This window comes from Vibrio penaeicida (assembly GCF_019977755.1).
GTDB lineage: Bacteria > Pseudomonadota > Gammaproteobacteria > Enterobacterales > Vibrionaceae > Vibrio > Vibrio penaeicida.
Genome location: NZ_AP025144.1, coordinates 3,957,167 through 3,977,299, shown reverse-complemented (window position 1 = coordinate 3,977,299; position 20,133 = coordinate 3,957,167). Strand labels below are relative to the sequence as shown.

The 20,133-nt window shown below is 44.1% G+C and carries 23 protein-coding genes; 15 read left to right on the top strand and 8 right to left on the bottom strand.

Annotation, left to right across the window (positions count from 1 at the left end):
* Positions 1–15: 15 nt before the first annotated feature.
* Both LDO37_RS17735 and LDO37_RS17730 read right to left on the bottom strand, forming a co-directional pair.
* Positions 16–2,217: an ABC transporter permease gene (locus tag LDO37_RS17735; protein ID WP_126609457.1), complete on the bottom strand. Its 2,202-nt coding sequence runs from the start codon at positions 2,215–2,217 to the stop codon at positions 16–18.
* A 97-nt stretch (positions 2,218–2,314) separates the two neighbouring features.
* On the bottom strand, positions 2,315–3,340 hold the full coding sequence (locus LDO37_RS17730; protein WP_126609458.1) for an ABC transporter substrate-binding protein: 1,026 nt from the start codon (positions 3,338–3,340) through the stop codon (positions 2,315–2,317).
* A 232-nt stretch (positions 3,341–3,572) separates the two neighbouring features.
* Between LDO37_RS17730 and LDO37_RS17725 the strand changes: the two genes are divergently transcribed.
* Positions 3,573–4,583 (top strand): LacI family DNA-binding transcriptional regulator, encoded by a 1,011-nt coding sequence (locus LDO37_RS17725; protein WP_126606999.1) that lies wholly within the window; start codon positions 3,573–3,575, stop codon positions 4,581–4,583.
* A 102-nt stretch (positions 4,584–4,685) separates the two neighbouring features.
* On the opposite strand, the gene LDO37_RS17720 is transcribed toward LDO37_RS17725, so the two are convergent.
* Together LDO37_RS17720 and LDO37_RS17715 are read right to left on the bottom strand one after the other, a co-directional pair.
* The gene (locus LDO37_RS17720; protein WP_126606998.1) at positions 4,686–5,156 is read right to left on the bottom strand and encodes a Dps family protein; all 471 of its coding nucleotides are present in this window, start codon (positions 5,154–5,156) and stop codon (positions 4,686–4,688) included.
* 125 nt (positions 5,157–5,281) lie between these two features.
* Complete coding sequence (locus tag LDO37_RS17715) at positions 5,282–6,112, bottom strand: LysR family transcriptional regulator (RefSeq protein ID WP_126606997.1); 831 nt, start codon at positions 6,110–6,112, stop codon at positions 5,282–5,284.
* A 125-nt stretch (positions 6,113–6,237) separates the two neighbouring features.
* Here LDO37_RS17715 and LDO37_RS17710 point away from each other — a divergent pair, with 125 nt between their 5' ends.
* Positions 6,238–6,957 (top strand): SDR family oxidoreductase, encoded by a 720-nt coding sequence (locus LDO37_RS17710; protein WP_126606996.1) that lies wholly within the window; start codon positions 6,238–6,240, stop codon positions 6,955–6,957.
* 125 nt (positions 6,958–7,082) lie between these two features.
* Complete coding sequence (locus tag LDO37_RS17705; protein WP_126606995.1) at positions 7,083–8,102, top strand: acyltransferase; 1,020 nt, start codon at positions 7,083–7,085, stop codon at positions 8,100–8,102.
* 34 nt (positions 8,103–8,136) lie between these two features.
* Here LDO37_RS17705 and LDO37_RS17700 read toward each other — a convergent pair whose 3' ends face one another.
* On the bottom strand, positions 8,137–8,466 hold the full coding sequence (locus LDO37_RS17700) for a DUF2500 domain-containing protein (RefSeq protein ID WP_126606994.1): 330 nt from the start codon (positions 8,464–8,466) through the stop codon (positions 8,137–8,139).
* Positions 8,467–8,700: 234 nt separating this feature from the next.
* Here LDO37_RS17700 and LDO37_RS17695 point away from each other — a divergent pair, with 234 nt between their 5' ends.
* The 4 genes from LDO37_RS17695 to LDO37_RS17680 all read left to right on the top strand — a co-directional run bounded on the left by LDO37_RS17695 (position 8,701) and on the right by LDO37_RS17680 (position 11,594).
* Positions 8,701–9,066, top strand: a complete 366-nt coding sequence (locus tag LDO37_RS17695; protein WP_101115656.1) for a DUF4145 domain-containing protein — start codon at positions 8,701–8,703, stop codon at positions 9,064–9,066.
* A gap of 943 nt (positions 9,067–10,009) precedes the next feature.
* Complete coding sequence (locus LDO37_RS17690) at positions 10,010–10,633, top strand: lysoplasmalogenase family protein (protein WP_126606993.1); 624 nt, start codon at positions 10,010–10,012, stop codon at positions 10,631–10,633.
* Between the two features lie 44 nt (positions 10,634–10,677).
* Positions 10,678–10,914, top strand: a complete 237-nt coding sequence (locus LDO37_RS17685) for a YecH family metal-binding protein (protein ID WP_101115659.1) — start codon at positions 10,678–10,680, stop codon at positions 10,912–10,914.
* Between the two features lie 89 nt (positions 10,915–11,003).
* Positions 11,004–11,594 carry a YhgN family NAAT transporter gene (locus LDO37_RS17680; RefSeq protein WP_101115660.1) on the top strand — a complete coding sequence of 197 codons (591 nt, stop codon included), beginning with the start codon at positions 11,004–11,006 and terminating at the stop codon, positions 11,592–11,594.
* A gap of 116 nt (positions 11,595–11,710) precedes the next feature.
* Here the strand turns inward: LDO37_RS17680 and LDO37_RS17675 are convergent, their stop codons facing one another.
* Together LDO37_RS17675 and rsmD are read right to left on the bottom strand one after the other, a co-directional pair.
* A complete protein-coding gene (locus LDO37_RS17675) occupies positions 11,711–11,977 on the bottom strand; it encodes a DUF1145 domain-containing protein (RefSeq protein WP_101115661.1) in 267 nt (88 codons plus the stop codon).
* Positions 11,974–12,573: a 16S rRNA (guanine(966)-N(2))-methyltransferase RsmD gene (rsmD, locus tag LDO37_RS17670; RefSeq protein ID WP_126606992.1), complete on the bottom strand. Its 600-nt coding sequence runs from the start codon at positions 12,571–12,573 to the stop codon at positions 11,974–11,976. Before rsmD ends, LDO37_RS17675 begins: the two co-directional genes overlap by 4 nt.
* Before the next feature lie 81 nt (positions 12,574–12,654).
* On the opposite strand from rsmD, the gene ftsY reads away from it, so the two are divergent.
* From ftsY to glpG, 6 genes are all read left to right on the top strand, one after another.
* Positions 12,655–13,887, top strand: a complete 1,233-nt coding sequence (gene ftsY, locus LDO37_RS17665) for a signal recognition particle-docking protein FtsY (protein WP_126606991.1) — start codon at positions 12,655–12,657, stop codon at positions 13,885–13,887.
* 47 nt (positions 13,888–13,934) lie between these two features.
* Positions 13,935–14,609 carry a cell division ATP-binding protein FtsE gene (gene ftsE / locus LDO37_RS17660; RefSeq protein ID WP_101115663.1) on the top strand — a complete coding sequence of 225 codons (675 nt, stop codon included), beginning with the start codon at positions 13,935–13,937 and terminating at the stop codon, positions 14,607–14,609.
* The gene (gene ftsX, locus LDO37_RS17655; protein WP_126606990.1) at positions 14,599–15,531 is read left to right on the top strand and encodes a permease-like cell division protein FtsX; all 933 of its coding nucleotides are present in this window, start codon (positions 14,599–14,601) and stop codon (positions 15,529–15,531) included. The genes ftsE and ftsX overlap by 11 nt, the downstream gene beginning before the upstream one ends.
* 172 nt (positions 15,532–15,703) lie before the next feature.
* Positions 15,704–16,561 carry an RNA polymerase sigma factor RpoH gene (rpoH, locus tag LDO37_RS17650; protein WP_101115665.1) on the top strand — a complete coding sequence of 286 codons (858 nt, stop codon included), beginning with the start codon at positions 15,704–15,706 and terminating at the stop codon, positions 16,559–16,561.
* A gap of 385 nt (positions 16,562–16,946) precedes the next feature.
* Positions 16,947–17,267 (top strand): thiosulfate sulfurtransferase GlpE, encoded by a 321-nt coding sequence (gene glpE / locus LDO37_RS17645; RefSeq protein ID WP_101115666.1) that lies wholly within the window; start codon positions 16,947–16,949, stop codon positions 17,265–17,267.
* A gap of 9 nt (positions 17,268–17,276) precedes the next feature.
* Positions 17,277–18,110 carry a rhomboid family intramembrane serine protease GlpG gene (gene glpG / locus LDO37_RS17640; protein WP_126606989.1) on the top strand — a complete coding sequence of 278 codons (834 nt, stop codon included), beginning with the start codon at positions 17,277–17,279 and terminating at the stop codon, positions 18,108–18,110.
* A 67-nt stretch (positions 18,111–18,177) separates the two neighbouring features.
* Here glpG and LDO37_RS17635 read toward each other — a convergent pair whose 3' ends face one another.
* Positions 18,178–18,588, bottom strand: coding sequence for a flagellar basal body-associated protein FliL (locus LDO37_RS17635; RefSeq protein WP_126606988.1), 411 nt, complete (start codon positions 18,586–18,588; stop codon positions 18,178–18,180).
* 131 nt (positions 18,589–18,719) lie between these two features.
* On the opposite strand from LDO37_RS17635, the gene LDO37_RS17630 reads away from it, so the two are divergent.
* Entirely contained in the window at positions 18,720–19,259 is a 540-nt protein-coding gene (locus tag LDO37_RS17630) for a chorismate lyase (protein ID WP_101115669.1), read from the top strand.
* Positions 19,260–20,108 (top strand): 4-hydroxybenzoate octaprenyltransferase, encoded by an 849-nt coding sequence (gene ubiA / locus LDO37_RS17625; protein ID WP_185829746.1) that lies wholly within the window; start codon positions 19,260–19,262, stop codon positions 20,106–20,108.
* Positions 20,109–20,133: the final 25 nt, after the last annotated feature.

The window sequence follows — 20,133 nt, the reverse complement described above, 5'->3', positions numbered from 1 at the left end:
GTTTTAGGCCTTGGACTAAGAGGTCGCCTTTTTAGTCGCGAGTCGGTTATGTCTTCGGAGCTTCCTTTCCCCAATCAATAACTGGAATATTGATATGACAATAACCATCACCACAATAAGAGCGGAGGAGTAGGCGATAGCGACACCAAAGTCACCATTTTCAACTAGCCCTACAATGTAGGCCGTTGCCATGTTCCACTCTGCGCTCACTAAGAAGATAACGGCGCTGATCGACGTAATTGCACGGACAAACGAGAACACCATTGCACTCAATATCGCGGGTCTCAAAAGTGGTAGGATAACTTTGCGTAAGGTACGCCAAGTGGTTGCTCCCAAAGTCTGAGACGCTTCATCTAGGCTTTGATCTAATTGCGACATAGCGGCGATACCCCCTCTCACACCAACGGGCATATTGCGGAAGACAAAACCGAGAATGAGAATTAAGGCGGTTCCCGTCATCTCTAGTGGTGGGTAGTTAAATGCCATAACGTAACTGACACCGATAACCGTCCCTGGTATCGCAAAGCTCATCATGAGGGAGAACTCGAAAATACTTCGCCCTTTAAAATGTTGTCTGACAATTAGATACGCAGTCAACAATCCGACGGCGGCGGTTAATGGCGCGGAAATCAGAGAAATTTCCATGGTTGTCCAGAAAGAATCCCAAGCAACACCCGTCCACTCGATACCCGTTTCGAGGAATTCGATACTGAATGCATGAGCGTAGTGCTTAAGGGTGAAGCTATGATCCAGTCCCCAAACATTCACAAAGCCGCCAAATAAGATCATCCCGTAGACAACGACGGTAACTGACATCCAAGTGAGAACAATCGTCACCGTTGCACGTTCTGCTGGTTTTGGCAGTCGGGCATGTACGCCAGAGTCTGCTTTACCCGTAACGGTCGCGTAGTTTTTACCGGATAACCAAAGGCGCTGAATCATGAAGGCTGTTAAGGTGAAACACAGGAGTACCAATGCCAAGGACGCCGCCCGAGTTGGATCACTTTGAGCACCGACCACCGCAAAGAATATCTCGGTGGAGAGCACGCCGTTACTGCCGCTGAGTACGAGCGGGTTACCAAAGTCAGCCATACTTTCAATGAAGGAAACGAGAAATGCGTTGGCAATACCGGGGCGCATTAACGGTAAAGATACGTTCCAGAAAGTTTGAGCAGAGTTAGCACGTAAGGTTTGGGATGCTTCTTCTAGTGAAGGGCTCACCCCTTCGACTACACCAATCATAATCATGAATGAAATCGGTGTGAATGAAAGCACTTGAGCTAGCCAAATCCCCTTCATACTAAATAGCCATCGGCTGGGTTCTATCCCAAACAGATCCGACAAAGACTCTGTAATAATGCCACTTCGTCCGAACAAAAGAATCAGTGCCATACCGATAACAAAAGGAGGTGTGATGATGGGTAAGATAGTGGCAATACGTAGTGTTTTCTTATACTTGAAGCTGGTTCGAGTAACGACAAGTGCAAAACACAGTCCTAATAACGTACATGCAGTTGCCGTCGAGATGGCTAAGCCAAGCGTACGAATGGCCACACCACAACGTGAATCGCTCACGACACATGCGAGGCTCCAAACATTTTCGTGGAATAAGTTTCGCGCTAGACCTCCCGGGTTGAACGTACCATCCAATGTTTGAACAGAACCCGCGAACATGCTCAATACGGGGTACAGAACAAACGTTGCGACCATGACGACCAGAAAGGATATAGCGCCAATGACAAAGGCGTCGCCTTTCATTACCCCACGTTCTGCCAGTCCAAAAGAAAAAAGACCAACCATGCACAGACCAAAGGAGACAGCACCTGCACCGAACGGGTTTTGCCCTGGAACCTCAGGTAAGACGGCAGACAAAAATGTCCAACTCCATCCATTCCAAGAAATGGCAAAGCCTTGAAGCGTCAGCAGCGTAAAACCCGCCAAGGAGCCATAAATGAGCAGGCTTGTTCGTCTGTTGGATGAGACAGCCGAACAAGCCGCTACCACGCTCAGGAGTATTACAATAGGAACAAATATTAACCAGTGTTTCCCATAAGCCAACAACTGCACCATACCTGGTGAAGATTCTTCATTACTGAATACACTTGAAATCCAGTAGAAAGAATAAAAGCCTTCTTCTTGCCTATACCAAGGGAGTATCAGAAAAGATAAAACAGCGGCGGCAACGGTTGCATATAAACGTCGATTTTGTAGCTGCATTCGTTTCCCTCACATTTTTATTGATGTGTACAGAATGCTCCTCACAAGAGTGAGCATTCCGTACCACGAGATGAATTTTTAAAGTGGAGCCGCGGAGTTACTTGGCAAGTACGCCAACTTCTGCGTCCCAACGCTTAAGAAGGCGAATTCGTGTTTCTGAAGACCCGTAGGTTACAAAGTCGAAATCAATCAACTTAGTCTCTTCTAGCCTTGGTGCCTTTTCTGGAATAGTCGAAGATTTGTTAGAAGGGAGCTGATATGAGCCTACATCTTTCAATCGACTTTGCGCGTCTGGCGTGAGCACCCAATCGTAAAATAGGCGAGCGTTTTCAGCGTTCCGTGCTCCTTTTACAATAGACATGGAGCCGATTTCATAGCCCGTTCCTTCACAAGGTGCGACGGTTTCAATAGGGAACCCTTTAACCGATTGTTTTATGGCATCGTGAAGGTAAACAATGGCAACGGCGTTTTCTCCACGAGCAGCCGACTTAACAGGAGCAGAACCTGATTTAGTGTACTGCGAGACATTTTCATTCATCTTCATTAAGTACAGGTAAGCTTCATTTTCACCCATAAGTTGACTTAATGTTGCCAGTACTGAATAAGCGGTACCCGATGAATTAGGGTTAGCAACTTGGATTTCTCCTTCAAGTTTAGGATTCAGTAAATCTTCCCAGCATTTAGGCGGCTCTATGCCTTTTTTGGCTAACAGTTCCGTGTTGTAGGCAATACCTAAAACACCTGAATAGACACCAACCGTTCTGTAATTAGCACTTTTTGCTTGTGAAACAGCCCAATCGTGCAGCTCTGGTAAATGTTTCGATTTATACGGTTCTGTTAGGCTCAGTTCTGCTGCCTGCAAATGCGGCTCGCCTGTTCCGCCCCACCAGATGTCAAGCTTAGGGTTACGTGCCTCGGCTCTCACGCGAGCAAAAACTTCCCCAGACGATAAGCGAACCATGTTCACATCCACATCTGCCTTTTCACTGAATCCTTTCGCAAGGGACTCACATACATCAACTGTCGCAGAACAAACCAAATTGAGTTTGCCTTCAGCATAAACATTGTGGGTAACACCAGTTAAAGCTATCGCGGCTAATGTTGCACTTAACTTGTATTTCATAAATCTTCCTCCATGAAGAATAAACATCTAATTCATTGTTGCACTCGTGTGCACTGATCAAAATGTAATCAATCAATAAGGGTTCTGTCAACCCTTGAAACAAATTTTTAACAACTATTTAATCTTTGTTGTAATATAGATTTGTCTAAGTCATGATGGGTTTTTGTACTGGTTTAGTCGGTTTTATTAGAGCGGCATTTAATCGACTAGTGAATTTCTTTAGTGAGTTGTTATGGAAATAAAATCATTAAAAACAAAAGGAAAGGTGACTTCTAGTGCTGTTGCTGAGTTGGCGGGTGTGTCTCGTTCAGCGGTTTCGAGAACTTTTTCTGGTGGGACGGTATCTCAAGCAACACGCGAGAAAGTTCTCAAAGCAGCAGAAGAGCTTGGTTATGAAGAAAACCGGTTAGCCAAAGGCTTAATTGAAGGGAAAAGTGGTATCGTGTGCATCGTTGCTGATCATATTGTCCAGCCGTGGCACTCAAAACTGTGTGATGCGTTGATTGAGAGCATTCAAAATAGTGGCCGAGCCGCTTTTGTTATTACTTCGGGCTCAGGGGATGCGGAAAATGCGCTAAAGCGGACCATTCATTTTCGTGCAGAAGCCACAATTATACTGTCGGGCTCTCCATCTCGCTCGGTCGTCGAAGCGTGTATCCGGTTTGGTCAAAGGTTGATATTGCTGGATCGGGAAGAGACGTTTGAAAACTGCCTAAACATTCGCCCAGATAACCTCGCGGCGGCTGAACGTGTTTGCCAATTGTTTTTGAGGGCAGGATTTAGCAAAGTGGCATTTGCTAAATCTCAGTCGAGTTCTCAAGGCTTAACAGAGCGCATGGAAGCCTTTCAATTAGAGGCAAAGAAGAAATCGTTGAACACGCAATTCTTCGAGATAGGTGAGACAAGCTATGAAGGCGGATGTCAACTGGCCAATGAGATCCTCAGCCACGTCGACTTACCTGAAGCGGTATTTTGTGCGTCGGATTTACTGGCATGCGGATTCATCGATACAGCTCGTAAGAAATTTGGTCTCGACGTCCCTAAAGACATCAGTGTTGTTGGGTATGATGATATTGATCAGGCGAGTTGGGCGGGGTATGACTTAACGACTTTCCATCAGCCGCCAGAAGAGATTGCACGCCTTGCTGTCGATTTTATCAATGAAGAACAACCGAGTAAGACGGTACGCATCAAATCTCGATTTATTGTGCGCTCTACGGTACGTACGAAAATGCATGGATAAGAAAAATCCCGGCATTTAGCCGGGTAAAGAGGGGGAACTCTAAAGCGGGTAAATTACCCAAATAGTGCAAGGATTATGTTCTAAGGCTCGGGTCTACAGACCTTACTGAAGCCAAGCGTTCAGCATCCACACGAGCTTTTCTTGTTCACGGATGTAATCACCCATTTGTGCGGCGGTGCCTTCATCGTCTGCGTCGCCTGCTACTGCAAGAATGTTGCGTTGCTGACGGATAAGTTTCCCAAAACCATTTACAAGCCCTGTCATTGTGCTCTGACCATCAAATGCTTGAGTGTGTTCTTCAATCGTGCTGACTTCTAAGTATTCCGAGAAGCTATGCAGCGGTGTGTGCCCAAGGGTTAAGATACGTTCAGCGATTTCATCCACTTTGGTTTGCAAGTCAGTGTAGATTTCTTCAAATTTTTCATGCAATTCGAAAAACGCGTGACCTTTGATATTCCAGTGATAACCGCGGCTGTTCATGTACAGCACCTGATAATTGGCGAGTAGCTGATTCAGAGCTTGTGCTAGGTCTTCTGATTGTTGTTGGTCTAAACCGATAAGTGTCGTATTCATAATGCTCTCCCAATGTTTTGAATGTTCTTCTTGGCTATGGGAGTAGAATAGCTATATTTTATTATTAGATAAAATCGATTGTAATTATCTATTCGATAGCTAAAAACTATCAATTCCAATGCCTCCTAGTTTCGATTTAGCGTTTTCAATACTAATTGAAGGGCTGGGTTAAGGCTGGTATTGGTTGGATAGCACAGCCCGATCCGACGAAACATCCTTGGACCATTTAATGCCTTGGTGACCAGCATGTTAGACGCTTCTAATACACCCGTTGGCAGAAAAGATATACCCACTCCCGCCTGTGCCAAATGCATGACTTGTGTTTTATGCTCAGCTTTAGCAACCAAATTGACAGCAAGCCCATCGCAGGCAAGTAGCCCAACGGTTTGCTGGTGGGCTTCACACGGTGGGCATTCGATGAAATCATGTTGATGTAACTGGTTTAAATCCACTGCGTCTTGATTGGCTAAAGGGTGATCGGACAGCATGCAAAGGACGTAGTCTTCCTCCCAAAGTGGCGAGAATATTTCGTCTTCTTGCTGAAACATATCCAAAGAGATTCGCGCATCATAATCTGCGTTATGATCCACCAGTTCAATTAGTAAGCTTGGAGCGTGCTTGGCAAGCTTAGCCAGCAGTTTTGCCAGTTCTGATTGACTGATGTCTGGAAAAGTAGCGAGTTTAATAGGTAGGCATTGATTGCGTTCTTGGAATAGTGAAGGTAGCTTTTGCACGTCATGAAGTAAGCGGATTGCCAGCGGGTAAAGGTGATGAGCCTCGTCGGTCAGGTTGACCCCTTTTTTATGTCTAACAAAGAGAGATGTATTTAATTCCTCTTCTAACTGCTTAATAGCATTAGAGATAGAGGGCTGGGAGACGAAGCAGCGTTCTGCAGCGAGTGTAATGTTCTTCTCTTCGTAAACCGCAAAAAAGCTTTTCAGTAAACGCAAATCCATGGTGGTCTTCTCATTATTATCTATAACTTAAACTTATCATAAACCTCAGAAAACGATATTTATCATTTATTTCTCTTATCCATATAGTGTCCTCCGTTCCCGTGAAACAGATAGAGAGAAAGAAAATGTCGAAGTTAATAGTAATTACTGGTGCAAGTTCAGGTATTGGTGAAGCCACCGCGAAAAAGTTGTCAGCAGAAGGCTACTCTCTGCTTTTACTGGCACGCCGAATTGAGAAACTGGAAGCGTTAAACCTGCCTAACACTTTGTGCCGAAATGTTGATGTGACCGATGTGAAAAGCTTTGAAGCCGCAATTGTGGAAGCGGAAGAGGCGTTTGGCCCGGTTGATGGTTTGATCAACAACGCAGGTGTGATGCTGTTGGGTAATGCGCACGAGCAAGATCCACAAGAGTGGAAAACCATGTTCGATGTGAACGTGATGGGTTTGTTGAATGGTATCCATGTGGTACTGGCGAAAATGAAAGCTCGCAAAACAGGTACAGTCATCAACATCAGTAGCATTGCTGGTCGCAAAACCTTCCCTAGTCATTCTGCATACTGCGGCACTAAGTTTGCCGTGCATGCCATTACGGAAAACATTCGTGAAGAAGTGGCTGACGATAGCGTTCGGATGGTCACCATTGCACCAGGCGCCGTTGAAACTGAGCTATTGAGCCATACGACCAGCGATGACATCAAAGCGGGCTATGAAGAGTGGAAAGAGGGTATGGGCGGTGTGATTGTGCCAGAAGATATCGCTAATGCGATCAGTTATGCCTACAACCAACCACAAAATGTATGTGTGCGTGAAATCGTTATCGCCGCCACGCGTCAGCCAGCGTAATGTGAGCTGTTCTAACAAACAGAAAATACTCACCTGTTTCTGACCGTGAGTTCCCTTTTTCTGACGGTTGGTAACATAGTACTCCCGGCTTTTACTGATATATTTGGGGAAGTTGGGAGTATGTTATGCAACAAAGAATTTTCTATTTTGACCTATTGCGGTGCGTTGCGGCGGTTGCTGTTGTCGCAATTCACGTTCTTGGTCCGTATCGTCACTTGCTCGGGGAGACTCCGATAGGTCATTGGCTCAGTGCGATAACCTTGAACAGCGCCATTCGTTGGGCAGTTCCTATTTTTATCATGATTACAGGAGCGTTGCTGCTCAGTGATCAACGCCCATTTAATTTACGTTATTACGTTCAAAGGCGTGTGGTGAAGGTGGTTGTGCCGTTTGTGGTTTGGTCGTTTATTTTCGCTGTGATTGTCTCTTATTCCTTAACGGATGGATTGAGTCTTAACGTACTAATAGAAAAAGTCTCGGCGTTTTTTTATCACGAAACCTATTACCATCTGGGCTTTTTTTATTATTTTATCCCGTTGTATTTTGTTGCCCCATTTCTGACTCACTTGGCTCAACACGCTGACCGCCCTCCGCTGATTGCTTTGCTGGTGGTTTGGATGATGACCACAACGCTGAATCTGTTTTTTATTGATGGATTGTGGTCAAACGACTTGTGGCTTTTTTCCGGATACCTACTTCTCGGTTATTTGTTGTTTAAGCAAGAGAGCGTGCCTTTGTCTTTCGTTTTACTGCTAGGAACCGTAGCGATAGCAGCGATTGCTTGTAATGCCTATCAAGTGATTACATTGAGTTTAGAAGCGGAACAATATCGAGTTGGGCGATGGCTGTCGTACAAAACCATTAACACCGTGATGGAAGCTGCGGCGCTGTTTTTATTGGTGAGATACTTTGCCCTCAAGCTAAGTGACAAGTCGAAACGTTTGGTTTCGTTTGTCAGCCGTCATAGCTTAGGGATTTACCTTACGCACCCATTAATGCTTTTACCCCTGTACCAGTGGCAATGGTACGAAGGCAATCATCCATTATGGGTGATCCCACTGTGGACGTTTATTGGATTCTTTGGCGCGTTATTGATGAGCTGGGGGCTGTCTAAGTCAAGCCATACAAGATGGTTGGTACCATAGAAACAGTGTCGCTATCGAACTGGATTAACAGGCCCTAACGCTTTAAAGCAAAATGCATGAACTTCTGACCTTTATAAGTCAGCGTTCCTTTGTCACCTGGGTTTAGAGCGTGATAGTAGTGAACACCAATTTGGAATTCACGTTTAGGACCGACTTTACCTTTTTGGATGTAGATCCAATATTCTTGAGATTCTTCACCTTCTTTAGGGTCGGGAACATCAATGATTTGTTTGTCTAAAACGGTCACTTCCGTTGTTTGCTCTGGCGCATCTTCACCAAACGTATGGCGTTTTTGAAATTGAACAAAAAACCAACCTGCAGCAAGCGCGAGAAGGATCAATAGGGCAAACAGAGTAAGAGGCATGAGGAAATATCATCTATGAAACACAATGGTGTTCAATTTTACTCTTACCAGACGCTTCGTCATAGGAATGCGACACAAATCGTGATCTAGCTAGAGAATTTGTTGCGGTAAATGCGCTAAATTCAAACGAGGATAGCCATAAAACAGCGAGTTAGGTATATGCTGGGCAATAGGTTATGAAACTGGTTGTGTTGGTGGAAAGTTGTGCCAACTACCCAGTAGGGAGGGACGGTAATGTCAGATATTGAAAAAGTCGTGACAAAGACCCGCAGGCTGGAAAAGTTGCTTAGGCAGCAATACCACGCATCTGGTGGGACGATGGAGCAGTTGATTTCAAGCTGCGAAGAACGATTACCTCATGACGTGATCGACAAATTACGCACAGTAGCGGCAACAAGGGATTCGCTTGTTAACGAACATATAGAAGAGCTTGATGATTCCATTCGCTTTTTGAAGCTGTGTGATGAATGTGAGAAAGAGCTGACACCGAGAAGTGGTCGATTTATTTGGGGGGTGGCACTGAGTTTAATGGTTGTGATTACACTAGTGGCTCTAAGTTTCTATTACGCGCACTGGCAAGAACTCAGTAAACACCTTTAAACAACAGAATTTGAACGAATAAAAAAGGGTAACGCATTGCGTTACCCTTTTTTATTCGTTCCATCATGAAATGATTCGCTGGAACTTAAATGTAAAGCATTGGCAGCGTCATTAAACCAACAACTACTGCAATCATTACAAGTCCTTGTCTTTGTGAAGACGTAATCATAACGCTGCTCCTAAAATATATAATTTATCCGTTGACAAAAAGAATAGCACTTATTTTGGGTTTTGATCAAGTATTTATTTCTCTAAGCCTCAAAAACATAAGTAATCTAGCTTAAAAACGACCAATTTACGTCACCTTAGTGTCAGGTTTTTGTTGTTTTTATTTTGAGCGAAAAACAATTGTTGGTCAAAATTTGATTTTAATACATTGTTTTTAAAGGCTTTTTTAAATGTTATATATTGTTCATAATGGTTTGTTGTATAAATCTCTTTTCGATCTTCTCTACCCTCTCTGATTTCAATAAAACACTGTTTCTTGATTTGATGGGTGCTTTTTCTGCTGATTAATGAGAATGAATATCATTGGTGAGAAATTTAAGATTAATAAATGAAATAAGAATGGAGTACGGTGCTTGTAAAGGGTTGGTGTCTTGTTTGCTTTTTGAAATTCACATTAGCTGTTGAAATAAAACGATTTTATTTTATATATATATTCAGTTAACTTGGCTGTTTATAGCGACTAATCAAAAAGATTAACCAAACTTTTAAGATCTAATATCGACAGAATAGTTGAGAAGAGGATTTTCAAGGTGACTGTTAATGGATTGTTTAACTATGTTGTGTTGGTGTTCTAGATACTGTTTGAAGATTAATCTAGATCCAATTATGAGCATTTGTTGCTGGACTTCGAATGATCTCTCTCTACACTGAGCCTCTACTTTTTAAGTATAGCCATAATTGGTGGATTGAAACGGTTAAAAGAGGTCGATGAAGCGTGAAGCAATCCAATCTAATAGACATCACAACTTCAAATGCATCCGACAGAGCAGTCAGCTTTTTTAGACCGATTGCCGCGCTTTTACTTTGCGCCGCGATATGGCTAACCGTGCCGTTTTCAGAGCCCTCGTTGTGGCTGCTAGTCGGTATGGGCGCGTTTGGAGTGAGTGATCTTCTACGTACATCCACCTCACCAACATTCAAGCTTTCCTTTCTTATTGATTTATTTGCGGTTGTGGCTATCAGTGGTACGTTTTGGTCCCAACTCGAAAGTGACATTATATGGTGGCTACCTGCTTTTCTCTTTGCCGCGGGCGTGATTGTTTTCCTTCTTTTGCTACCTCAGCTGGATAAACTGCTTGGTCCCATCAGCGTCTTGGGAATGGTTTTGGTGCAGCTCTTGTGGGCGTCAGGAGAAGTATGGCTGACTCAAATGAGCTTAGTGAGCTTATTAGGTGTTGTTGGGTGTCTTATATTGCTGATGTCTCAGATGACGTTTGTTCTACACCACTTTAAAAGCCCAATCCGAAATGGTGAAGCTTGGTGTTCAGCCAGCTATTTTATTGGTCTCTTTTTTATCTCTATCTCAACCATCATTGCGCTAAATCAACTGCTTGGTTAACCCTTTCGTTAGTCTGAATGGCAATTCCCTAATTGGAGAAAGCCATGTCTCAGTCCGTACACGCACATCAAGTTTTACATTTGCTGGCAGAGCAAGACCTTAACCTTCAACAGCTGCTAGAGCGCATTGAGCTGTCGTTTGGCAACGATGCGACATTTCACACCTGTAGCCGTGAAGGCATGACGATAGAAGAGTTGCTCGAATTCTTTGTGCAAAGGCAAAAAATCTTTGTCGAAGGTGAAATGCTCTCCTTGAACGCGGCGAGAGTTTGTTCCCACTGATTTCGAGATACTTCCTAGATTAGAATTCTGCATCTTGGTGTAACTTGGGTATATACTTGTCGGCATTTGATGCCGACTTGAGATTTTAGATGGATATTTTATCCGCTGCTGTCATGTTGTTTTTGATTATGGATCCGTTGGGTAACTTGCCCGTTTTACTGTCCATTCTTAAACACCTAGACCCCAAACGAAGAAGAAAAGTGCTCGCTCGTGAGCTTTTCTTCGCACTGATGATTTTGTTGCTGTTCCTATTTGCAGGTCAGAAAATCCTGAACTTCCTGCATGTGCAGCCAGAAACGTTGAGCATTTCCGGTGGTATTATTCTGTTTATCATTGCGATTAGAATGATCTTTCCCCAGCCTGGAGGTGTGGTTGGATTAGCAGCAGGCGAAGAGCCTTATATTGTGCCAATCGCGATTCCAATGATTGCAGGACCGTCGGTGATAGCGTCTTTGCTATTGTTATCGAATCAGGAGCCAGCGAGAATTTGGGAGTGGTCAGGCGCAGTGATGATTGCTTGGGGTGCCAGCTTTTTGATACTGATGTTTTATGACTTCTTCCATAAGTTGTTAGGAGAGCGGGGATTGAAAGCTGTAGAGCGCTTAATGGGGCTTTTATTGGTGATTATCTCAACCCAGATGTTCCTCGACGGTGTCAGTGCCTACTTCAAAATGGCATAAGAGCTGTTAGTTTGAGCAACAGCTTTTAGTTTGAACAAGAGCGTCTCACTTCCATAAGAACAAAAAAACCGCAGTTTTAAGACTGCGGTTTTTTATTTATCCTGAATTTAGCTTACTTAGCTCATGTACTTTCTGCGGATATCCAGCAATGAGAAAATACCAAATATCAGTATCGACCACTTTTCCCAGCGAGTAATGCTTATCTTGTCGCCGAAAGCACCCAAGAAAATCAACATTTGAAGCCCGTGCATGAAGAACAAAAATGCCGTCATGATGTACAGCGCAATAGCGGCTTTACCTGGAAACGGATGAAAAATATTGATCAACAAGACCAGCCATACAAACGCGATGGCGGCTTTCGCAAGAATTAGAAGTACTTTCATTTCTCTTCCCTTTCAAACAAACGGTAGCAAACCTGACCTGCGGTTTTCTCCCGATGCAATTGCCAATGTGTTGGAACGGCATCGATGGTCAGTTCTTTTTCCGCTTCAATATAAATCATCGCATTGGCGCTTAACCAGCCATTTTGTTCAAGCAAATGTATCACGCCATCCAACAGCCCTTTGCGAAAAGGGGGGTCGATGAATACTACGTCGTGCGGTGTACCTGCTTGCTTCAAAAACACCAATGCGTCGGTATGAATGGCTTCTATGTTACTGGCATCAAGTGTTTGAATATTTGACTGAAGCTGTTTGTGAGCCTGTTTGTTCATTTCAAGCATGGTGACGTGTTGTGCCTGACGGCTTGCGGATTCAAAACCCAAGCCTCCAGACCCCGCAAATAGATCAAGAACTTTCGCTCTAGGGACATCTTGAGCTAGCCAATTAAAAAGAGTCTCTTTGACACGGTCGGTAGTCGGACGTAATCCTTCAGCGTCGTAAACCGGCAACTTTCGACCTCGCCAAAGCCCACTGATAATCCGTACAAAACCGCTCGATTGTTTTTTTTGTGATGAGTTTGACTGACGACGTCTTACCATAGATTTTTTGACCGCGAATAAAGTGATAGTATACGCGGTCAAGTGTACCAGAAAGTTTTTGAAGTTTATTTAGGAACCCCGATGACAGGTAAGAAAAAACGCGGATTATTGTCTTGGCTGGGCTTTGGTGAAGAAGAGCAAAACCAGCAAGCTAACCAACAAGTTCAAGATGGTGTTCAACAAGAATCAGACCAATCAGAAGCCCCATCACAAACTCCTGTCGCTGAAGAAGTTAAGGAAGCATCTGTAGAAGAGCCAACAGATGGCGCGGTTGATGAAACACAAGGTGTTTCGGAGACGACGGTAAGCGAACAAACAGAGGAAGAGGTTACCAAAGCGCTTGATCTACCTGAGCCTGCTCAGCCTGAAATCGTTGAGCAAGAAAAACCAACAGAGAGCTTCTTCACACGCCTAAAACGTAGCCTAAGCCGAACCAAAGAGAACATTGGTGCAGGTTTCTTTGGCATGTTCAAAGGCAAAAAAATTGATGACGATTTGTTTGAAGAACTCGAAGAGCAACTTCTGATTGCCGATGTTGGCATGAATACGACCGTTAAGATCATCGACAGCCTTACAGAGAAAGCTTCTCATCGCGATTTGAAAGATGGTGAGGCGCTTTACGGTTTATTAAAAGAAGAGATGGCAGATATCTTAAGCCATGTTGAACAGCCTCTTGAAGTGGACACCAGCAAAACGCCATACGTGATTTTGATGGTAGGTGTTAATGGTGTAGGTAAAACCACGACCATTGGTAAACTGGCGAAGCAATTTCAGTCTCAAGGTAAGAAAGTCATGCTGGCAGCGGGAGATACTTTCCGCGCGGCTGCTGTTGAACAGTTGCAAGTTTGGGGACAGCGAAATGATGTCCCAGTTATCGCGCAGCACACTGGTGCCGATAGTGCTTCAGTGATTTACGATGCCATTGAAGCAGCCAAAGCACGTGGTGTAGATGTTGTTATTGCTGATACTGCGGGTCGTTTGCAAAATAAGAGCAATCTTATGGAAGAGCTGCGCAAAATTGTACGCGTAATGAAGAAGATTGACGACTCAGCGCCACACGAAATTATGCTTACTTTGGATGCAGGTACGGGTCAAAATGCGATCAGCCAAGCTAAATTGTTCAGTGAGGTCGCGCCAGTTACGGGCATAACGCTAACAAAACTTGATGGAACTGCCAAAGGTGGCGTAATTTTCTCCATTGCCGACCAATTTCAGATTCCTATTCGCTATATTGGTGTGGGTGAAGGCATCAATGATTTGCGTCCATTTGAAGCGCAAGAATTTATTGATGCATTGTTTAGTCGAGAAGAGTAAGTTCGCCACAAGTAATTAATATGGCGCATATATAGGAATTAGCACGCGTGATCAGGTTTCAGCAAGTCAGTAAAGCATATCGTGGCGGCAGACAAGCGCTGCAAAAGGTTGACTTCCACCTTAGACGTGGAGAAATGGCTTTTCTTGGTGGGCATTCAGGAGCGGGTAAAAGCACCCTGCTCAAGCTAATTTGTGCAATTGAACGCCCAACAGATGGGAAAATAAGCTTCAATGGTCACGATATTACACGCATCAAAAATGGCGACATTCCTTTCCTGCGCCGCAATATCGGTATTGTCTTCCAAGATCACTGCTTGTTAATGGATCGAAGTGTTTACGATAACGTTGCCCTGCCAATGCGCATTGAATCAGTCTCTGAAAATGAGATAAAACGCCGTGTTTCTGCTTCGCTAGATAAAACGGGGTTGCTGGATAAAGCACGATGCTTGCCTAACCAGTTGTCTGGAGGGGAGCAGCAACGTGTTGGCATCGCACGAGCTGTCGTTAATCGACCGACACTATTATTGGCTGATGAACCAACAGGTAACCTCGATTCAGATTTGTCGAACAGAGTATTGAGCTTGTTTGATGAATTTAACCGCGCAGGCGTCTCCATTCTATTTGCAACGCACGATGTCGATTTAATGAATACGAGATCGCAGTATCGCCGGTTGGAGTTAAATCAGGGCTTTTTGAGTGAGGTAGATTCCTATGGGCGCTAAAAATCGTCCTAAAACGGACAACTTCCTAAAAGCGCATTTTAAGCAAGCACGCCTATCTTTGATGGAACTGCTGCAGCGTCCGTTGGGCAATTTGCTCACTCTCGCCGTCATCTCAATGGCTCTGACCTTGCCAGCTTGCCTTTATTTGGTAGGAAAAAACTTAAGTGTTGCGGCTCAGGGGATGAATGCGTCGTTGCAAATCAATGCCTTTTTGATCGAACAGACCCCAGAAGCTCGTATTATGGTGCTTAAAGATGAGCTCGAAAGCTTGGATGAAATAAAAGCGGTCGAATACGTGTCTTCTCAACAGGGTCTTGAGGACATGAGCCAACATTCGGGGCTGGAGCAAGCCTTATCCTTACTGGATGACTATGCATTACCTGCTGTTTTGGTGATAACACCGAACACCGGTGAACAAAGCGACATATCCAAACTCAGGGTGAAAATTCAGAATTACACCGAAGTAACGGATGTGCGGATGGATGAAGACTGGCTAGAAAGGCTAGGTGCTATCCGCAACTTAGCGCTAGTTTTGGCTGCAGCATTGGGCTTCTTAATGCTCGGCGCTGTTTTCCTTATCGTAGGAAATACATTGCGTTTCAATGTGCTGGCCCGCAAAGAAGAAATACAAGTGATGAAGCTCATTGGAGCAACCGATGGCTTTATCCTGAGACCTTATCTATACACTGGTATGTGGTTTGGTGGAATCAGCGCAATTACCGCATGGATTTTAACCGCAATTATTACTATTTTATTGAATGGTGCCGTTGAAGACTTAGCTATTCTGTACGACAGTCAGTTTCGATTGATTGGTATGAATTGGGATGAAACCGTTATCTTACTGATGATTGGTACGGCATTAGGGCTGATAGCCGCTAAACTATCCGCTCAGCGTCACTTAAAAGAAATTGAACCTGTGTAGCATTTTTAAGTCATATATTCAGGTTAAGTGGTCGGTAGAGGCGATCTCTGACTTGCCAGTGACGCAGAACTATGGATAATAACTTTCCCCTCTTGGAATCTGTTCATTTTGAGTTCAAGAAGGCGACGTTAGATTAACCATTGCTCTAATTAAGAGACGAATGAGGAATTGAATGACTAAGCAAGCGTATTCTATGGCTTTAGTAACACAAGATAGCCTAGACAGCTATATCCGTTCAGTGAATAGCTACCCAATGCTAACCGCTGAAGAGGAACGTGGACTCGCCGAGAGACTACACTACAAAGGTGAAATTGATGCAGCGAAAGGTCTCATCCTTTCTCACCTGCGATTTGTCGTTCATGTTGCTCGCGGTTATTCAGGTTATGGTTTGCCAATGGCAGACTTAGTTCAGGAAGGCAACATTGGCTTAATGAAAGCCGTAAAACGCTTTAACCCAGAAGTGGGTGTGCGTTTGGTATCATTTGCTGTTCACTGGATAAAAGCTGAAATTCACGAATACGTTTTGCGTAACTGGCGAATTGTAAAAATCGCCACAACCAAGGCGCAACGCAAGTTATTCTTTAACTTACGTAAATCTAAAAAGCGTTTAGGCTGGTTTAATAACGGTGAAGTAGAAACCGTTGCTCGTGAACTTGGTGTAGAGCCTTCAGAAGTTCGTGAGATGGAATCACGCTTGGCTGCTCAAGATGCGGCTTTTGAATTACCCGCGGAAGATGATGATTCCGCCGCTGCATACTCAGCGCCTGTTTTGTACTTGGAAGACAAGCAATCGGATGTCGCTGAAAACGTTGAAGCCGATAACTGGGAAACGCATACCAATAATCGCTTGAGTCATGCTTTGGCAACATTGGATGAACGAAGCCAATTTATTGTTCGTTCTCGTTGGCTTGATGATCAAAAATCAACGCTTCAAGAACTGGCTGATAAATACGGTGTGTCGGCAGAACGTATTCGACAACTAGAAAAGAATGCGATGAAGAAGCTGAAATTAGCCGTTGGTGAATTCTAAGCTAACACCGAAAGAATTTGAAAAGCCGGGATCCGAAAGGACCCGGCTTTTTTGATCTTCAATTTTACAAATTAATTGTGGATAACTCTGTGAAAATAACTTTCGGTTATAGTGGTCAATACGGGTGTATATTGGGGTGGGAGAGCTTTTGACCTATGGGGATATGTTTGCTCTTACACACAGAAAAACAAAGATCATCACTACATATTGTGGATCTAAGATCCAAAAGACACTTTATCAACGCAATCCACAGAGTTTTCCACAAATGGTGCAAAATTACACAGTAGTGGATAACCTTATCGGTTACGGGTCTAACTTTGCCTTTGGATACGTTACACTTACACCAGACCAATAATTTTCAAAAAATACTCTGATAAGGAATCAAATGGAGCAGTTCAAACACATTGATGTCGAGCAAGCGAAGCTGAAATTGGAGAGTGGCGAAGCCGTCATGGTGGATATTCGTGATCCGCAGTCATTTGCTTTGGCTCATGCGCCGAGTGCTTTTCATCTGACCAATGACACAATTGTGTCTTTCATGAACGATCATGAATTTGAGCAACCCATTTTGGTCATGTGTTACCACGGCGTGAGCAGCCAAGGTGCAGCACAATATATGGTGAATCAAGGTTTTGAAGAAGTGTACAGTGTTGATGGTGGCTTCGAGGCATGGCAACGTAGTGGAAATTCAATCGAATCGGTATAGGTTAACTCTTTGATCAGACTGGCTGATGTGAATAACCCAAGATTGGGGCAGGCATATATAGACTATATGGCGACAAGGGGCATCTTGGTTGAAATGATGCCCGAAGGGGAAGGGCGTTTCGCACTTTGGGTGATGAATGATCAGGATGTAGATGAAGCACAAGCCGAATTTACTCTTTTTACTCAACACCCAGATAACCCCAAGTATCTTGAAGCCTCTTGGAACGTTGCAGAAAGTCGCAAGAGCCAATTTCATTATGGTTCTCCTTCCATGGCATCGATGATTACCGCAAAAGCTGGTCCTATCACGCTCATTGGAATGATCGTATGTGCTGTTGTATTCCTTGGGCAAATCATCGGCTTTGAACCTGTACTTTTAAATACCTTCCACTTTCCGGCATCGTCACAGCAAGCCTTTGAGGTGTGGCGCTGGTTTAGTCATGCCATTCTTCACTTCTCAGCGCTTCATATCGTATTTAATGTGTTGTGGTGGTGGCAGTTGGGGGGGGATATAGAGCGTAAATTAGGTGGTGGGAAACTCTTACTGCTGTTCTTCGTTTCGGCTGCGGTATCTGGACTTGGGCAGTACTTAGTTGCTGGACCTAATTTTGGTGGGTTGTCTGGCGTGGTGTACGCCCTGCTAGGGTATATCTGGATGCTCAGTTGGAAAGCACCGCATCTAGGTATTACGATAGCCAAGCCCATTGTGGGCTTTATGCTCGTGTGGCTGGTTATCGGTTTCGCACAACCTTTTATGGCGATAGCCAATACCGCTCATGTTATGGGGTTGATTGCTGGTTGCGCTCTTGGCTTAATTGACGCGCATAAAAAAAGAGATATTTAGTATCTCTTTTTAAACATTCTTTTTTCAGCGGAATACTTTTCCGAGCAAGATGCTTTTCAGTTATTACTTACTGATAAAGATACTTGGTAAAGAGTAGATCGGATACAACAGTTTTACCTGTTTCCGGCAGCAAAATTTCATTCAAGTGAGCCATCAACTCTTTACGTAAATCTTCTCTTCCCGACAGGGATTTCACTTTATCTTCGCCTTGCTTACCAAGCAAATCTATCACTGCGTCTCTAATCAGTGGTGTGTGTTGCTCCAGTAAAGGGACAAATGTCGCGTCAGCGACCATAATGTCTATACGTACTTGAAGGTAACCCAGCTTTTTCCCACTCGTGTGAAAATTGGTCGTTAAATCTGGTTGCAACGTATAGTAAGCGAACTGAGGTCCCGTTTTTTCTTCCTCTGTGGCTCCTGCAGCAGAAAAAAGTAGAGCGAAAGCTAAGATACATGGCTTTATAAGATTTCGAATCATAATGTGTCTTTTCTTTTTATGGGTAACTTGGGTATGGATAGTCTGATACAATAGTGGGTCAACAGTGACCAAATTAAAAGAAATTTTTCCGGCATCACATTTTATTGTAATGCGTCTAATAGAATAATGGTATGGATGAGTTGAAATCGTTGTACTTAACCGCACTGAAATCAGTTACCTGGCAATCACCTGAGCACTTTTCTTATCGCGATGAGCATTCAAAACGTTGGTTGCTGGAGTCCGGTTCGCTATCACGCTTATTGGCGCAGAGATGCAGTCACTTAGGCGTGGATTTATTGAATAACAGCACCGTTGAGTCAGACGCGTTAACCATAGATGAACTGAACCGTTTACCTGCTGAGTCATGCTTATTGCGTGAAGTGGTTTTATCCGGTGACGCCTCTCCTTGGGTCATAGGCAGAACTTTGATTCCCGTCTCCTCTTTGCAAGGTCAACAATCGGACTTAGCTCGTCAAGGAACCATACCTTTAGGTTTAACCGTGTTTAGTGCAGAAGATGTACGTCGAGATGGTTTAGAGCTTGGGTGGGCGAAACTCCCAACAGGTGATCTAATGGCAAGACGCTCAACACTTTGGATGAATCACAAACCCATGCTCGTGGCGGAATTGTTTCTACCAGATGCACCGATCTATACCAAGGAGAAGGTATAAATGTTGAAGGCGAAAGCGTACTTCCAACTTATGCGGCTGGATCGTCCAATTGGTTCGTTGTTGCTTCTTTGGCCGACGTTATGGGCACTATTCTTAGCAGCAGAAGGTTTCCCACAATGGGATGTACTGGTCGTTTTTATTGCTGGTGTATTTTTAATGCGCTCCGCTGGTTGTGTGATCAATGATTATGCAGATCGCGACTTTGATGGGCATGTTAAGCGAACCCAAAATCGTCCACTTCCATCCGGCTTAGTCAGTGGAAAAGAAGCATTAGCGCTTTTTACGGTCCTTGGATTAGCGTCATTTGTTTTGGTTCTTACCATGAACACATTGACTATCCAGCTCTCCTTTATCGGGATTGTGCTCGCCTTCATTTATCCATTTATGAAGCGTTTTACACATTTACCTCAACTGTTTCTTGGCCTGGCGTTCAGTTGGGCTATCCCAATGGCGTGGGCTGCGCAAGCGGGAGAGTTACCTCCTCAAGTCTGGTTAATTTTTGCTATCAACGCTTTGTGGACCATTGCATACGATACCCAGTACGCTATGGTTGATCGCGATGATGACCTTAAAATTGGCATCAAATCGACGGCTATTTTATTTGGTCGCTTCGATAAACTGATCATTGGATTGCTGCAGTTAATTTCCGTTGCACTGTTGATCGTGCTTGGGATGTGGCTTCAATTAGGCAGCGGATACTATTGGGGTGTATTAGCGACAGGTGCATTGTTTGTGTATCAGCAACACTTAATGCGACACCGTGATCGAGACGCATGCTTCCAAGCCTTCCTCAACAATAACTACGTTGGAATGGTTATTACCATTGGGTTAGCAATTTACTATTTCTAGTTTTTCTGACTCTATGGGTTGGAAT